Source organism: Paenibacillus durus, assembly GCF_000756615.1.
GTDB lineage: Bacteria > Bacillota > Bacilli > Paenibacillales > Paenibacillaceae > Paenibacillus_AQ > Paenibacillus_AQ durus.
Genome location: NZ_CP009288.1, coordinates 3473785 through 3490734, shown reverse-complemented (window position 1 = coordinate 3490734; position 16950 = coordinate 3473785). Strand labels below are relative to the sequence as shown.

The 16950-nt window shown below is 47.5% G+C and carries 12 protein-coding genes, 1 pseudogene and 1 riboswitch; of the genes and pseudogenes, 8 read left to right on the top strand and 5 right to left on the bottom strand.

The window, feature by feature from the left end; translation table 11 throughout:
- Positions 1-21: 21 nt before the first annotated feature.
- Positions 22-1812 (top strand): ABC transporter substrate-binding protein, encoded by a 1791-nt coding sequence (locus PDUR_RS14765; RefSeq protein WP_042206934.1) that lies wholly within the window; start codon positions 22-24, stop codon positions 1810-1812.
- A gap of 49 nt (positions 1813-1861) precedes the next feature.
- Entirely contained in the window at positions 1862-3340 is a 1479-nt protein-coding gene (locus tag PDUR_RS14760; protein ID WP_042206933.1) for a hypothetical protein, read from the top strand.
- 183 nt (positions 3341-3523) lie between these two features.
- On the opposite strand, the gene thiC is transcribed toward PDUR_RS14760, so the two are convergent.
- Both thiC and PDUR_RS14750 read right to left on the bottom strand, forming a co-directional pair.
- Entirely contained in the window at positions 3524-5260 is a 1737-nt protein-coding gene (gene thiC / locus PDUR_RS14755) for a phosphomethylpyrimidine synthase ThiC (protein ID WP_042206932.1), read from the bottom strand.
- Between the two features lie 86 nt (positions 5261-5346).
- Positions 5347-5460, bottom strand: a riboswitch (TPP riboswitch).
- Between the two features lie 41 nt (positions 5461-5501).
- Positions 5502-6440 (bottom strand): Gfo/Idh/MocA family protein, encoded by a 939-nt coding sequence (locus tag PDUR_RS14750; protein WP_042206931.1) that lies wholly within the window; start codon positions 6438-6440, stop codon positions 5502-5504.
- A 119-nt stretch (positions 6441-6559) separates the two neighbouring features.
- On the opposite strand from PDUR_RS14750, the gene PDUR_RS14745 reads away from it, so the two are divergent.
- Entirely contained in the window at positions 6560-7519 is a 960-nt protein-coding gene (locus PDUR_RS14745; protein ID WP_042206930.1) for a helix-turn-helix transcriptional regulator, read from the top strand.
- A gap of 428 nt (positions 7520-7947) precedes the next feature.
- Here the strand turns inward: PDUR_RS14745 and PDUR_RS14735 are convergent, their stop codons facing one another.
- On the bottom strand, positions 7948-9372 hold the full coding sequence (locus tag PDUR_RS14735; protein ID WP_042206928.1) for a S8 family serine peptidase: 1425 nt from the start codon (positions 9370-9372) through the stop codon (positions 7948-7950).
- A 285-nt stretch (positions 9373-9657) separates the two neighbouring features.
- Between PDUR_RS14735 and PDUR_RS14730 the strand changes: the two genes are divergently transcribed.
- The 4 genes from PDUR_RS14730 to PDUR_RS14715 all read left to right on the top strand — a co-directional run bounded on the left by PDUR_RS14730 (position 9658) and on the right by PDUR_RS14715 (position 12718).
- Positions 9658-10665, top strand: a complete 1008-nt coding sequence (locus PDUR_RS14730; RefSeq protein ID WP_042206927.1) for a ketoacyl-ACP synthase III — start codon at positions 9658-9660, stop codon at positions 10663-10665.
- 488 nt (positions 10666-11153) lie between these two features.
- Complete coding sequence (locus tag PDUR_RS14725) at positions 11154-11486, top strand: PadR family transcriptional regulator (protein ID WP_042209392.1); 333 nt, start codon at positions 11154-11156, stop codon at positions 11484-11486.
- A 10-nt stretch (positions 11487-11496) separates the two neighbouring features.
- A complete protein-coding gene (locus PDUR_RS14720) occupies positions 11497-12186 on the top strand; it encodes a permease prefix domain 1-containing protein (RefSeq protein ID WP_042206926.1) in 690 nt (229 codons plus the stop codon).
- On the top strand, positions 12170-12718 hold the full coding sequence (locus PDUR_RS14715) for a DUF4825 domain-containing protein (protein ID WP_042206925.1): 549 nt from the start codon (positions 12170-12172) through the stop codon (positions 12716-12718). The genes PDUR_RS14720 and PDUR_RS14715 overlap by 17 nt, the downstream gene beginning before the upstream one ends.
- Before the next feature lie 312 nt (positions 12719-13030).
- Here PDUR_RS14715 and PDUR_RS14710 read toward each other — a convergent pair whose 3' ends face one another.
- Positions 13031-14347, bottom strand: a complete 1317-nt coding sequence (locus PDUR_RS14710) for an outer membrane protein assembly factor BamB family protein (RefSeq protein ID WP_042206924.1) — start codon at positions 14345-14347, stop codon at positions 13031-13033.
- Between the two features lie 224 nt (positions 14348-14571).
- A pseudogene (locus tag PDUR_RS14705) lies at positions 14572-15885 on the bottom strand (APC family permease).
- A 117-nt stretch (positions 15886-16002) separates the two neighbouring features.
- On the opposite strand from PDUR_RS14705, the gene PDUR_RS14700 reads away from it, so the two are divergent.
- Positions 16003-16914 (top strand): LysR family transcriptional regulator, encoded by a 912-nt coding sequence (locus PDUR_RS14700; RefSeq protein WP_042209391.1) that lies wholly within the window; start codon positions 16003-16005, stop codon positions 16912-16914.
- Positions 16915-16950: the final 36 nt, after the last annotated feature.

Genomic DNA, 16950 nt, shown 5'->3' with positions numbered 1-16950 from the left:
ACCTTTAAAGGAGTGAGGTAGGTGGAACTAAGCGACGCTCATTTTTTGCGGTTGGCAGCTGCTCTGCAGCCTTCCGAAAGACCGGAAGAGCCGGTTCGCGTGACGATAGAGCAATTGTCCGGGCTGCTGTGCTGCACTCCCCGCAACGTGAAGTTCATTTTGCGGCGGCTGGAGGAGAAAGCACTGATCTCATGGAAGCCGGGCAGGGGAAGAGGGCATGTATCATTGCTTACTTTTTTACGGAGTATGGAAGAAATATTGGAAGAGACTTTTCAGGAGCTGCTCGCCAAAGGAAAAATGAAGGAAGCGATTGAGCTGATCGGAGCGCCCGAGGTGAGCAATCTCCTTAGAGAAAAGCTGTGGACCGAACTCAACCGGCAGATGGGCTTCCACAGCGAACCGGAAACGAATTCGGGGCAAGACGTGCTGCGCATGATGCGGAACCGCAGCTTGGAGAAGCTGGACCCCGCCTTTGTATTTACGGTTTTTGAAGGGTACATCATCGGGCAGGTCTGCAATACGCTGGTGAGCTATGATGCCGCAAGCGGAAGCTTCGTTCCGGGGCTTGCACATACGTGGGAGAACAGTGAGGATTATACCCGCTGGACGTTTTATCTGCGAAAAGGGGTTCGCTTTCATCATGGACGGACATTAACTGCCGGCGATGTAAAATATACATTGGAAAGGCTGATTCAAGTGGACAGCCCTTCGCTGTGGCAGTACCGGGACATTGAGGAGGTGAGGACGGAAGGCGACTATACAATTTGCTTTTGCCTAAGCCGTCCGAACCTGTTCTTTTTACATTTAACTGGAAGCTTGTATATGTCCATTATACCGAATGACGTCGCTTTCTCGGGAATTCCGGTCGGTACCGGTCCTTTCCGTGTGGCCAATCTGAATGAGGATGTGCTTACGCTTACCGCATTTGATGACTATTACGCCATCCGGCCGCTGCTGGATAAGGTGGAAATCTGGTTTTTTCCGGAGAGGACAGGCAATGACCGGCAGTACGGGCTTTCCGGCGAGGATACAGAAGACCTGATGCCCTGGAATCAATATAACAACAGCATTGACTATCCAGCGCTCGGCTGCCGGTATATTGTGTTCAATTTGCATCGAAAAGGGGTGCACCACCGGAAGGAAATCCGCGAAGCTCTACGAATCGCATATGACCGGGTCGCCCTGATTCGTGAACTCGGGAGAAGCCGCTACATACCTGCGGACAGCTTCCTGCCTTGGGTCAGCAAAGAGCGGCGGGTGGAGGAGAGAAATCTGGCCGAAGCCGCGGATCTGCTGCGCCGTGCGGGATATGCCGGTGAGCCGCTGCGTCTCGCCTATCCACCCAAGAAGGAGGAAAGCGAGGAAGCCGAATGGCTGCAAGAAAGATGCCGCGTGGTCGGACTAAACCTTGTGCTGCACCCGCTTGATAGCAGGGATCATGAGCATGTTCTGCAGGAAGCCGATTTACTCCTTGCGGAAGAGGTGCTGGAAGATGACTGGGAATGGGGGATGATGAATTTCTATAAAAATGAACAGAACTACCTTCATCTATTGTTAAGCCGTGCGGATACCGATTTATTGGAGCGCGAGCTGGAAGATGTTTTTCAGCTTCCCCCGCAGAAACGCGTTGCCAGCCTGCTTCAAGCCGAACAGCTTGCCCGGGACAATTTCTGGATGCTCCACGGCTGCCATCTCAACAAAAGAGCGAAGCTCAGCCAGAGCCTGCTCGGCCTGCATACCGGCTCGTTTGGGTTTCTGGATATTTCCAAGCTGTGGGTGAAGAGAGGGGATGAGAAAAATTTGCAGGCTTAAAAAACAGTTGTGGTTGGCTGTCTAATAGAAGGAGGTTCCAATAAAATTAATGGGAACGAAATTCGCTAATATTCACGTCAGATATCTCGAGCCGGCACAGGTTATTGAACATATGCCAGGTTGTTCTGTTAGAGTATTATCCGAGGGATGGACTACGGTTTTGCGCGAGGATTTTCAGATGGGTCAAATCGAACAAATAGCCCGTGGATTATCCAAAAAAATAGAGAACGTCGTGCTCTCCGTAGGTTACTTTGACGATGATGTTTTGGCTCTTCATTTATTTCATAAAGGAAAAATGGTCACTTCAGATATTACCAATAACGCTTATGGATATCAGGCAAAGCGTGGGAATCCAACACGTTTTCAACAAAGCTTAGAGTTGGATCAAGAAGTTGCTCCACTTTTAAAGGAAGTATTTAAATGTGATGACCTGGAGGAGAAAGTCTATCTTTTAGAGCATCTACTAGGTGTCCATTTATGGATAAGCTATGATGCCAACGAAATACCTGAAAATGAATTAAGATTAAAACAGTTTGATAGGAGCATAGTGAATGCTTACTGTGAAGACTTGAAAGCAAAGAATAAGATAAAAAATAAAACCAAGCTTCAACTCATAACAGAATTTGAAGGGATGCCCGTATTAAAAACAGCAGATTCAACAGATGTACAACTGCCCCGCAAAGACGGTTCCTATCTCGTTGATGATTCCAATGTTTATGAATTGCTATCCGACGGAAGCCTCATGCCTAGATTGCAAGCGACTAATGAGGAAAATAGACATATCTTACTTAACTTTCCCGATGGATCAACTCTCTACTCAACCTACTGTCAAAAGCAAGTTTTGTTTGAATGTAACGCAGCTAATGAAAAAATATGGGAGTTTGAGGTTGGATATTTGAAAGTAAATCCCGCTCTTCACCAAAATAAATTATTTTTTCATATACAAAAAGCGGATGAATTACCTATGGTAGTTAAAATAAATCGGCAGGGGCAGATCGAATCCAGTTTAGTTCTTGATACAAGGGGAGGATGTCACTGGGAGAAATTCTTATTTGACAGTGAAGGCCGTATTTATCATTGCTGCACTCAAGAAAAAGATGGTATACAGCAAACTCATTTGTATTGTTTGAGTGAACAACTTGAAATATTGGATCAAATTGAAATTGATGATACCAGTTTTAATTCGATTATTGATCGTCATTCCCAAATTATTTATTTACATATTTTCGAGGGAGAGCTGTTTAAGATCGAACTTCAACCGTTGCATGTAAGTACTAGTAAGAAGTGTTACGGGTTCATTAGGTTTTTGCATGTTGATCAAAATGGAAATGTTTATATTCAAACAGGAAGTAGCACATTTGAAGTGTGGAATTCCAATCTTGAGCTCATTTCCCGTCATAAGCTTAAGGGACAGATTTTTAAAGTTCTAGTGAATGAACAAGGCAGAGCCTGCTTTGCCACATGGAATGGTACACAGTGGGATTCAGGCAAGGAACAAAGTAAAGTAAGGCTTTACGAAGTCGGGTAATGTATTACTGCTTAAGCTCTAACGGGACACTAGAGATCAAATCATCTCGGGTCAAAGGCTAGCTCAATAAACGCGGCAGTCTAAAATTTTTGCTTAGACTGCCGCTTCATGCACTAAATGGATTAGTCACTCAACTTATTTTCGGGAGTTAACGCTCATCTAGCTGGAATGTTCACTCACATATTACAGATACAAACCATGCTCCGCCTCTGCAAACTGCTGCGATTTCTCTTTCATTCCCCGCTCAATCGCTTCGCTGTCCTCCAGATTATGCTGCTTGGCGTACTCCCGAATGTCCTGAGTAATTCTCATGCTGCAAAATTTCGGTCCGCACATGGAGCAGAAATGCGCCGTCTTGGCGCCCTCTGCTGGCAAAGTCTCGTCGTGATATTCGATCGCCCGCTCGGGGTCGAGCGACAGCTGGAACTGGTCCTTCCAGCGGAATTCGAAACGGGCTTTGGACAGCGCGTCGTCCCGCTCCTGGGCTCCGGGATGCCCTTTGGCCAGGTCGGCCGCGTGCGCCGCGATCTTATAGGCGATGACGCCTTCGCGGACATCGTCCTTGTTCGGGAGGCCCAGATGCTCTTTGGGCGTCACGTAGCAGAGCATGGCGGTGCCGAACCAGCCGATCATCGCCGCGCCGATGGCGGAAGTAATATGGTCGTAGCCCGGCGCAATATCCGTCGTGAGCGGCCCCAGCGTGTAAAATGGAGCCTCTTTGCACACTTCCATCTGGCGGTCGACATTTTCCTTAATCTTGTGCATCGGGACATGGCCCGGTCCTTCAATCATGACCTGCACATCATGCTTCCAGGCAATTTCGGTCAGCTCGCCAAGGGTGTCCAGCTCAGCGAACTGCGCTTCGTCATTGGCATCGGCGATGGAACCCGGCCGCAGGCCGTCTCCTAGAGAGAACGCGATGTCGTAAGCCTTCATGATTTCGCAGATTTCCTCAAAATGGGTATACAGGAAGTTCTCTTGATGATGGGCGAGGCACCAGGCCGCCATGATCGAGCCGCCCCGGGACACAATGCCTGTTACCCGTTTTGCGGTCAATGGGACATAACGCAGCAGTACGCCCGCATGGATCGTGAAGTAGTCGACGCCCTGTTCCGCCTGCTCAATCAGCGTATCGCGGTAAATTTCCCAGCTCAGCTCATGCGCCTTACCGCCGACCTTTTCCAGCGCCTGGTACAGCGGCACCGTGCCGACAGGCACCGGGGAGTTGCGGATAATCCATTCCCGGGTCGTATGAATATGGCGGCCTGTCGAAAGATCCATAATCGTATCCGAGCCCCAATGGGTAGCCCAGCGCATTTTCTCGACTTCTTCATCGATTGAGGAGGAGACCGCAGAGTTTCCGATATTGGCGTTAATTTTTACAAGAAAGTTCCGGCCGATGATCATCGGCTCGCTTTCCGGATGATTGATATTACAAGGAATAATGGCTCTGCCGCTGGCGACTTCGTCCCGTACAAACGCCGGATCGACATTTTCGCGGATGGCGATGAACTCCATTTCCGGCGTGATGATCCCTTTACGGGCATAGTACATTTGCGTAACATTGGCTCCGCTCTTGGCGCGCAGTGGCCGCCGCTTGAGTCCCGGAAAGATTTCCGCGTTAGGGTCCTGCTCCAAATTCCGCAGCCCGTTATCTTCCGGCTTTACATCCCGGCCCTCGTATTCCTCGGTATCGCCGCGTTCCAATATCCAGCTATGACGGAGCGGGAGGAGTCCTTTTCGGATATCCGTACACATCTGCGTATCGGAATAAGGGCCGCTAGCGTCATATACCCTCACAGGGGGATTAGGAGTTGCGCCGTCAACCCCGTCAGTATCGCTCAGCGTAATCTCGCGCATCGGCACCCGAATATCCTCCCGAGAACCCTTAACGTACACTTTTTGACTTTGACTTGTCATTTCATTTCCTCCTCTAATTCATTATGAAGCGCCAGAGGAGGCCAGGTACGCAAAAAAGACCGCATCCGAAAGAAGCGGTCTTTGAACATACAAAGCCTGTGACGATTCCTCCGCTGGCATTACCCAGATCAGGTATTACGGTCGATGGCATATGGCCATCCTCTCAGCCCGGCTGTTTCCGAGCTCCCGTGTCTATGAAGTTGTCTATAACAGAATATACTAATCCCTGGAAAAGCACAAGCTACTTTTGCTTTATTTGTCGCCGAATTTTAAGCGCGCTCTCCATTGACTTGGCGGCTCCCTCCAAAGAAAGGAGCGAATCGCTCTTCTGCCCGAAACATTGCAGCGCGTGTTCCAGGCTTTTGGCGTAAGGGTTGGCCTCTTCCAGCACAAGGCGCTGCTCTCCGGAGGCGCTGTACTCGATCAACAGAGGTTCGGAGCGGCCGTTCCGGTCACTCTCGTGAAAGACCAGCTTGGCGGATTCGAAATACGCTTCATAAAAGGCAGTAAACGGATACTCATCAGGCATTCCCGAGGAAGAAATGACCTCAGCAAAAGTGCTTCCCTCCCGGAAGAACGCCCGAACCAGCGACTGCCGTTTGTCCTCATATTCCGCTCCCCAGGCGGATACTAACTCAGGACAATCCATAATTCCGCTAATAAAATCCAGCTCATGAATCATGAGATTGACGGGGAGGGACTCCAAACCGAGGTCGCCCCAGATCGGCGGCGTTTCCCTTTTCAAGGTGAGGGACAGCAGCTTGCCGTATGTACCCTTTAGGCAGGATTCGCGTAAATAGGCGTAAGCCGGGTCAAAATGGATAAAACGGTTAACGAGGACTCTTGAGCCGCAGCGCCTTTCAGCAATCAGCATGGCCGCAGCCTCTTCCATAGAGCAGCACACGGGCGTTTCGCAGAACACATGCTTTCCATGCTCAAGCGCCTTGACCGCAATCTCGCAGTGAAGAGAGGAAGGCAGGCATAAATCGATGACATCAATGTCCGGATCGCGCAAAATTTCGCCGATATCCCGGGCAATCTCTACATTTAGCTCCTTCTCCAGTTGCTCCAGCTTGTCAGGGTTCCTGCCGAACACGACCAATCGTTCACACAAATTCATCGACTTCAGCAGGCTGGCATGATATGCTCCAAATCCTGTTCCGAGAACGGCTACATTCATAAATTCCAACTCCTTCAATTGTTCTGACTCTATGATATACTTGTATTGTTGACAGCAGAATGGCAACGATTTGAGATTATTTGTGAAATATTCTGTCCGCTGATAAAAGGAGGGGCGTGATGAGGCTCCATCGGCTGGTTGCGATATTATTGCTGCTGGAATCAAGGGGTAAGCTGAAAGCAAAAGAGCTGGCGGAAGCGCTGGAAACCTCCGTCCGTTCGATTTACCGCGATGTGGATACGCTGGCTGAAGCCGGTGTTCCGATTGTCAGCGTTCCGGGTCCCGCCGGTGGTCTTTCGCTGATGGAAGGGTATACGGTTGATTTAAAAAGTCTACATAATGATGACGTTGTTCATCTGTATCTAACGGGACTCGGCATATATTCCGGCGCGGGAACCGAATCAGGACATAAGCTCCGAAGCGCACTGCTGAAGCTTGAAAAGACACTGCCGGATGAGTACAAACCGGATTTGCTTAAGGCTAAGTCCCGGTTTTATTTTGACGATACGCCCTGGTGGCGCGAGCGCCTCGATGCTCCCTGCTTGGAAACGGTTCGTGCCGCGCTTTGGAAATCGCATAAGCTGACCATCCATTACCGTAAACCGGGAGGGGAGTTGTACATCCGGAACGTGCGGCCCTACGGGCTGGTGGTGAAGCAGGGGGAATGGTATCTGGCTGCGTACTGCGAAGCGGCGGAGGAAGTCCGGACGTTTAAATGCGAGCGGATTTCAGCGGCAGAACCATTAGAGGAAAAGTTAGAAATTCCAGCAGATTTCGCATTGGAACATTATTGGAAAGGGAGCAATAAGTCTTTTAAGCGGTCGAGGCAAGAGAGGGAGTATTATCCGGTGGTTCTCAGGACGAAAGAGCCAAGCGTGAATTTGCGGAACAAACTTGAGATTCTAAATATTTCCTGGGAACAGGATGAGGCCCTGCTTACGGTGAATATGTATGGTTATGAAGCCGCCTGCCGCGACGTCATGGAACTGATCGGCTGCGCCGAGGTCATTGCGCCGGAGGAGCTTAGGAAATTTATCAAAGTCAAGCTGGATGATCTTCGTACTCTGTATGCGGATTGAAAAAGGGGATACAGCTTTCGGGATATGGAGGACACGGGTCACCTGTCTCTAACAAAACGTGGATAACCCGTGAGTCAACTGCATAGGCCGCCTCAAAATGAGACTTGATGAATCTTTATGCTGATACGGCTCTGATGTGAATGTTACCCCGCCTGTTTACCCTGACACTTTTTGCATACCGTCAGTTTTTCGCCTTGAAGTCCTTTGGCAGTATATAATAGTTTGATCCGTGTGCTGCCGCACAGGGGGCAAGTTCCCCTCCCGCGGGAAGGCATACGCCAGAGCGCTTTGCCGCGCTTGTTCTTGGACATATAATAGATTCCACCTTTGCGCATATTGCTTCATTTCACAGTATTCTATGCGGGCGGGCAGCAACCGGTTCAGCAGGGCGGGTATGGAAATAGCCAGCGAGACATTCTCAGCCATTACTATTCTATACGATATTGCGTGGTTGCATTACTGCTTGAGTAACCGGATAAGGATGATTGAACATTAATTTTGTAGGTTCCTGTCTTAGTTTTTTTATTCGTAGCTATATTGAATACAACTGCCCCGCTAGAATCGGTGGTCTGAACTGCATTAGTTTGGCTTCCACTTGGTGAGGTAATCGTTAAGTTTACAGTTGCCCCGTTCAAAGCATTTAAATTGGAGTCCTTAACTGTAGCTTCTACAGTAACGGTTTCTCCTTTTAAGTAAGAATCTTTATCTGTAGTAACGCTCATAACTGTCTTGATAGATTCAACTGGTTGAGCTTGGGCCTGAATTAATCCGTATCCTGTAAGAGTATCACGCCCAGCAGCCCCGAGATCCACGACGTATTGATCAAGCTTGTCCCGAAGTTCAATATTGGTCAGAGCAGGATTCTGCTGTTTTAGAAGGGCAAGTATACCCGTAGTATAAGGAGTAGCCATTGATGTGCCTGACATTCTTGTATAACTATTATTCAAATACGTGGAGTAGATGGAAACTCCTGGTGCTGACACTTCAACTTTTGGACCCGTTGACGAAAAGCTGGCACGATTATTAGATGAATCTACTGCGGCAACTGCAATAGCGGAATCGTATTTTGCGGGATATTCAACCGTATCGCCGTTGCCGTTAATCAAACCGCTGTTTCCGGCTGCAGCAACAACCAAGGTACCGTTGTTATAGGCCTTGTCTACTGCCTGGTGTAATGTAGGAGAATCGGTTGAACTTCCTAAGCTTAAATTAATAATATCCATTTGGTTTGAGATAGCCCAGTCAATCCCCGCTATTACATCCGAGAGATAGCCGCTTCCGCTGGAATCAAGCACTTTCACTGCGTACAGATCAGAGTCAGGGGCTACGCCAATGGTTCCAATATCATTATTTCGGGCGCCAATGATTCCGGATACATGGGTACCGTGACCATTGTCATCATTATAGGAATTTGTATAGGCCACAAAAGAAGCTCCTCCTGCTACTGAAAGATCCGAATGGCTAAGTGATATTCCTGTATCAACTACAGCGATTTTCACCCCCGTTCCAGTGTAACCTGAACTCCATGCAACGGGTGCTTTTACATCATCAATTCCCCAATCCGAAACTTGCCCTTCTACCTTCACTATTGAATCTTTCTCAATAAGTTCAATATTCGGATTTCTGGAAAGCCCTTGTAAAGCGACTGAAGGGACACTGATGGATATGGCCGGTAAGTTCCTTAGTTCTCTGTTGATTTTCCCTCCATTGTTTGCAATCAATTCCTTGTCAACTTTGTCTTTGAACAAAACGATTACTCTTTCCTCGGCTTGTGCGGATGCGGCATTTACTGAATTGAAAGTTGCTGTGAGAATAAGGATCAGGATTGCTGCTGACAAAATAATTTTCTTCATTTACTAAATCACCTCTATTATTAGTTTCTTCCATAAAACTCTATTTATATTAATTAAATACAAATATCAAAATTCCTTCTAGCCATTTGAAAAAAAATTGGTATTTTATGGCTTTCCTCCAGGCTGGCGAGCGGTGGGTTCAGTCGTAATTATGAATAAAATACTATTTTCTTCTGGTCCATTTAAGATTCAGGATATAAAATTATATTGTTTTTTCCAGCATCTTACACTATAATTAGTACCAGGTACTAATATCGGATTATACATTATTGTGAGGTGAAATATATGACAGGAGCAAGAATAACCGCGATAGGGACTTATGTGCCCGAAAAGAGATTAACCAATTTTGATTTGGAGCGTATGGTTGATACGAATAACGAATGGATTATTCAAAGAACCGGCATTGAAGAACGCAGAATTAGCCGTCCTGATGAATATACCAGTGATTTATGTGTAGCCGCCGTAAAAAATTTGATTCAGAGATTCAATAAAACGGTTGAAGATGTGGATATGGTTATAGTAGCGACCAGCACTCCGGATTTTTCGTTTCCGTCGGTTTCCAGCCTTGTGCAGGAGCAATTACATATCGCCCAGACAGGGGCAATGGATTTAAGTGCGGCATGCTCCGGATTTGTATATGCTTTGCATACGGCACACAGTATGATTTCATCTGGGCTTCACGGCAAAATACTGGTCATCGGCGCAGATACAATGTCTAAAATAACAGATTACACCGATCGAAGCACCTGTATTTTATTTGGTGACGGGGCCGGTGCCGTGCTGATCGAAAGGGATGACCAATTTAATAGCTTCATTGGATATCATATGGGGAGTGACGGGAGTGGAGCGCATCATGTGTATCGGGCCAATCTAGCGAACAAAGTAAATGACATTGAATTGATCGATACAAGAAGCCTTGTCCAAAATGGCCGAGAAGTTTTTCGATGGGTGGTTAGAAATATTCCCAATGGTATTAAAGAAATTTTGAATAAAACGGAAATGACTATAGACGAAGTGGATTGGTTTATCCCTCATAGCGCCAACTTGCGGATCATCGAGCCGATCTGTGAAAAAATTGGACACCCGATGGAAAAGACGCTGTACAGCTTGGTCAACTTCGGGAATACTTCGGCTGCGACCATTCCTTTATCTCTCGACCTCGGCATTCGCGAAGGGAAAGTTAAAAATGGGGATCGGATTCTTATGTATGGTTTTGGTGCGGGTTTGACACATGCCGGGCAGCTTTTACGGCTGAAATTAGATGAACAAGTTATGGTACCGGAGCCTTTGTGAAGGCATGATTTTGAAAAAAGCACTTATCCATCTAGCCAAGTAAGGGTCATCTTTAAAGGATGAGCCTTTTGGTGCTGATCATGATTGAAGTTAAATCATTTTAGAAATTGGCTTCGAGTTGCAGATCATGAAACAAGGTTAAGAAATACAAGCGATATCCATAACCAACTGTGCATGGACACGTCGTATCAGCCATTTCAGTATAACCATCTTCCCTTTTTCTTAATTAAAATTCCAAATGAAGAGGATGGGGAAAAGGTAATTGAGTTTCATTATTGGACGAATAGTAAACAGAATGTTCAATACGAGAAACTGATCTGCCGAAGCAGATCGGGCTTTTATAGAGACACTATATAAAATAATTTTTGTTTAAAAAAAGGCTCAAGCAGACTATGCTTGGGTTTTTTAAGTTAATGTATTACTTGTTAAGAAGTACATTGACACACATAGTAATATTTGATACGATGCATTTGTGGGGTGAGTATAAGGTGAATGAAAACAGAATAAGCAGCGAATTAATTCGCGGCAATATCGACACTATTATTCTTCGTGTTTTATGTGATGGAGATAGCTATGGTTATGAAATCATCAAGACAATCTTGAAAAAAAGTAACGGAAAATACGAATTAAAGGAACCTTCTTTATACACAAGTCTAAAAAGGCTTGAGTCTAACAAATTTATCCAATCTTACTGGGGTGATGAGAGCCAAGGCGGCAGACGGAAATATTATAAAGTGACAGATGCAGGTAAGGATACTTTTCACCGCAACTTTGCGGATTGGAAAATAGCCAGAGAATTAATCGACAAATTAATTAGATAGGAGGAACCTTATGAAACATTTACAAAATTATGTTGATCAATTATTTAAGGAACATAAAGACAACAAACAGACGAGAGAGTTGAAAGATGAAATCCTAAGTAATCTTGAAGCTAAAGTTGCTGATCTCACAGCCAATGGCATGGATTATACACAAGCAGTAAAAGTAGCTACTGAAAATATCGACAGCGTAGAGTTATTAATCGACGGTAACACAAGAGTCTATACAAACAGGTATCGGATCGAATTTTTACAAGTCGCATTGTTATATTTCCTAATCGCATGGGTTATAACCATACCCCTCAGATTAGTGGGAATGGGAATTCTTCTCAACTTCTTTCTGCTGATAGTCGTATTTGCAGTGGGCATCTTATTCTTCGTATTAAATTCAAAAAAGGAAAGCCACTATTGGGGTAAGACATCCATCTATAACATTAATACTGTCATGCGCTATAGAAAAATTGCTTGGCTCATTTGGGGCTTGTTTGTTACGGTGTCCATACTTGGTAATACGGCAGTAGAATTTGGCAGTAACATTTGGTTTGGGAGAGCGATAAATATCACTGGGCCTTATCAATTCGCCGTGTTGGTAATCAGATATGTATTGCCGTTTGTTTCTATCATCATACCATTGCTTTTCCCTGCGGCTTTGAAACTAATTCGTAAATATGAGGTGGGCGAGCATCATGAGAACCAGGAATAGAATAATAATTTGTTTAATCGTTGTGGGATTAGCCTTATTTGGAGTGGTACAGGGTATTGTCATACCCCAAATAGAACATACTAAAAAGCAATATATGGAGGATCAGCAAAATCCACTTAGGCACGATATTGAAAATGCATTACAATTCAAATCTAAGTATATGGGTGATAACTCTAATTTAATTAATCTATTCAATTCATTGCCATTAAACAATGTGGGAATGTCATTCCGGTTGATTCCAGATAAACTAACGGCAGAGATAAACTATAAATCCAATGTAACGGATATTGGTGAAGATCAGGTCAATAAAGCATTAATATACAATGCAACAGCTGCATTTGCATTAATTGACAATTTGGAAGCCATGAACTTTAACTTTATTGGAACGTCATATAAGGTTTCGCGAAATGATGTTGCAAGTTGGTATGGTGTAAAATTGTCGACGTTATTAAAAAAGGATGTTTGGGAAAAGATGGTTCAGAATAAGCTTGAGGACAATGAGTATGTACTCGACTTCATAAAAAAATTCTGAATAGAAATAAACAGGTTTATTTGACATAAAAACAGCCTCAATCAAATAATTCGATTGAGGCTGTTTTTAACGTTGTAACCTAAACCTAATTTAGAGAACACGTAACACATAAATACGAACTTTTTGAGATAGTTCGAGGCGAATGTTATAGAAGTTCGTATTTAAATGTTACTGGACATTGATCGCCGAATACGGGGGATTTCTGCCGCAATTAAAACAGCGTATAACATAAATTATACGCTGTTTTTGATTCAAGCGATTTTTATTCGGGCGGATGGAGCAGTGGACGGACGGATTCGCCCCGTTTTTTGGCTATTTTAGTGATTTCGGAAGGGCGGCGATTAATCCCGCGTTTGTCTGAATGAGCAGTATGCTATTGACCGTATAGGCGCTGCCGATCTCGGCGGCGTTCGTTGCGATACGTCCGAACCTTTTGCCCGTCTCCGCCTCGATCCAGTAAAAGTCTCCGTTGTCCAAACTGGCGAACACGCCCCTGCCTATGGCTTGAACACGAGCAACGGGACTGGGAAAGCTTCCGTAGGAAACTGTAATAAGATTACTGAGTTTGACACCGATCAATTTGGTTCCCTGTGAAAAGAAGGCCGCACCGTTTTCCGGACCGGCCAACCATTTTCCATACTGTTCATAACTGACAGGTTTGGCATTGCTGTCTTGGCCCAAAGTATAGCGGCGAAGGAAGGCTTCGTTCTTGTCGAGATTACCGTCGGCGGTATAGAGATAGGGGCCTACAATAGCGGTATGGCTGTTGCCGAGTCGGCGTATATCATGAAGAGGACTGTAGTTCTCCGTTCTGGTTATCTTTCCGGTTCGGGGACTCAACTGAACCAAAGTGACCAAATAACCAGGAACCGCCACTCCGCCGGTAACTGTTGAAAGGTCTGGCTGCCGGCGCATCATAAGTTGTCCGTTCCGGTAGGCGAGGAAGGAGTAAACTCCCGCAGTCCTCCAGAGTTTTTTGCCGGAAGCGGGATCAAGGCCGAAAAATTGCGTCTGGTAATTATCGACCGAACTGGACACGATGAGTACGCCGTCGTATTGGCCGATCACGGAGCCTGCGTACATGGGCAACGCTGTGTTCTCCCATTTTTTCTTGCCGTTAGAAGGATTGTAGGCAGCGAGTCCGCCGTTTTCGTTAAAATAAATCAAGGTCCCCCTTACAAGTGCTGCATGCGCACCGACCTCTGAAATAGTATTGATCCCTTTCATTTTCCAAATAACCTTTCCGTTTCGGGCATCCGCCCGCACCAGATAACCTCTGCCTGTGATGTAAAAGACGGAGTTGTTGGTTATAACTTCGGGGTACTGTCCTCCCGGGATGGACCATTTCACCCTGCCTGTCGCGAGATCGGCCGCCATAAGCTTGCCGCTTGCAGCATAATACACAAGGCCATTCGACACGGGGGCCTGCTTATCATAAAGTCTGGTTTCGTTTGTTTTTGCCTTCCAGAGCGGCTTGAGAACAGGAGTTGCGGAGTCGGCCGCATTTGAAACAGAAGAGATATTTTCATTTGCGGTATCCGCCGCGGCGATGTGTCCGTAAAGACCGTCACTGGTGGTAAGCAGGGCTGCGGCGAGCAGTGCGTTCAGAATATAAGCTGTTTTTTTCAAAAATTTCATCTCCTTATTATTCTTCTATGTATTTGACTCCTGAAGCGGTGAGTAAGTTTCTATATATGGAAAATAAAGCCATGAAACTAAAATAGTTTACATAATAATTATTATGTAAACTATTATGAGGCTAAGACGGTTAAACTGGAATATAGCTACTCAATAAAAAACCATCGGCAGAGCTATCATTCGATACTCTGCCGATGGTTTTCGTATTGACCTATTCAGGAAACCTCGGTCCGTTGATCCGGACATTTAGCCGGAACCGCTTGAACGTTAAGGGGAGCTTTCCGTTGCTTGTAGAAAGTGAAGGCAAAATAAAAGGCAATGATTATGCAAGGATAGGCAATGGCCATGCCCGTAAACGGGAAGACGGCGGCTGTCGCGATAAAGGAAATCCAACTGATGATTACTCCGGATCGGCTGCCCTTGAGCAGCCGGATTCCCGCCGCGCAGCCGCCGATATAAGTTAGAATAAAGGTAGCGTTCGGGAAGGTGATGAGAGTTGTCAGCGATACAAGTCCGCTGCCGTACAGTGTGAGCACCGACGCAAAGCAGAACAGCAGGAAAGCAAGCGCACCGACCGGCGTATGGAAGCGGCTCGACATCCTGCCCATCCATTTGGGGGCATGGCCCTGGCGGGCCATTGCATAGGCCACCCTTGAAGCGGCGCCGACATAGGCGATAATCGTGGCGGTGCAGATGAACAGCCCCGTGAGTCCTGCGACCAGTCCGCCCCAATGCCCAAGCGGGCGGCTGATCATCCAGACCAGCGAGGAGGAGCTTCCTTTAAGATAGCTTTGGGTACCGACGACGGCCAGCGCCGTCAGGAAATATAGCGCGCCGACTAGTATGGCGGCGATGGTCACGCCCTTGACCGCTGCGCGCTGCGGGTCTTTAAACTCCTCGGACAGATGGGACACCGCTTCCCAGCCGATAAAGCACCAGAACAGAATCGCCGTCGCCTTGCCGACGTTCATCCAGCCGTGCGGGACAAACGGTGTAAACGCGGCGCTGTCCATCCGGGGCAGGGCGGCGGCAAAAGCGAAGACGAGTACGGCTACGATGGCGAGCACAACGGCGATTTGCACTTTGCCGGCGAGCTGCATCCCGGCCCAGTTCATGCCGAGCCCGGCAATCACCATGGCGGCGGCCAGCGCAATTCGCGCCGGTTCGCCCCAGCCCATGGCGGCGGACATATAGCCGGCTCCGGTAAGCGCGGCTACGGGAGCGCCGATCGGCACGGACATGAGGAAGAACCAGCCGACCAGCGTTCCGGCGCGTTCCCCGAAGGCGAGCGTCACGAAATGGGATACTCATCCGGCGTTCGGGAATTTGGCGGAGAGAAGGCCCATCGAGAGAGCCATCGGCAGGATCAGCAGCGTCATGAATCCCCATGCGAGCAGCGAAGCGGGTCCGGCCATTTCCGCCGCCAGTCCGGGTACGATAAGGATTCCCGAGCCGAGCACCGCACCGATATAAAGGGCGATCGCCTGCGGCATCCCGATATGGTGTTGCAGCGAATTGGACTCATTCATTAAATTTCATCCAGCCTTTCTTGTCTTTTGCTACAGAGTATCAGATAATGGTTCTATTGGAAAAACGGAATGTTTAGATACCATCCATTCAAAATTCCGATGGAAGGGAGCATGCCGATGGAATCCCGTCATCTTTTTACTTTTCTGGTGGTCGTAGAAGCAGGCAGCTTCACAAGGGCCGCCCAGAAGCTTGATTACGCCCAGTCCAGTATTACAGCGCAAATCCAGACGCTAGAGGGCGAGCTGGGCCAGCCGCTGTTTGACCGGATCGGCAAGAAAATCTCCCTAACCGATGCCGGACGCCGCCTGCTGCCGTATGCCCAGGAGATTTCCAAAATGCATTCCATGGCTGAGGAAGCGCTGCGCTTTCAAAGCGGCATCGGTGGATCGCTCAAGATCGGCGCGCCCGAATCTCTGGCGGCTTTTCGGCTGCCCGGCATTATCCGCGAATTTAGAGGGAGTTTCCCTCAGGTGGAAATGATCCTGAAGCCCGGTTACTGCTGGGAGCTGCAGGAGATGATCCGGTCGGGCGAGCTGGATCTGGCATTTCTGCTGCAGCCCGAGCGGGAAGACAGGGATCTTCATATCGAGACGCTGGTGCACGAGGAAATGGCGCTGGTCGCTCCGGTGAATCACCGCTTGGCCCATCGTTCCAAGACCCAGCCGTCTGATCTCAAGGAGGAGACGATTCTCCATACCGAGACGGGCTGTTCGTACCGGCTGCTGTTCGAGCAGCATTTGAATGCGCATGGAGTATACCCGGACCCCAAGCTGGAGTTCTGGAGCATCGAAGCGATCAAGCAGTGCGTCATGGCCGGTCTGGGCATTTCTTTTTTGCCGCTTGTTACGGTACAGAAAGAGCTTGCTGAAGGCACAATGGCGCGGCTCAACTGGGATGACGAATCCCAGCGGGTGGCGACTCAGGTTGCCTATCACCGGAAGAAATGGAAATCCCCTGCGCTGGATGCGTTTATGGAAACGGTGCGGCAGCATGCCGTAGGGTGGCAGGGTCAAGGCGTTCACGGTTAAGTTATGATCTGCTATAATAAGTGGTCGAAAAAAGGG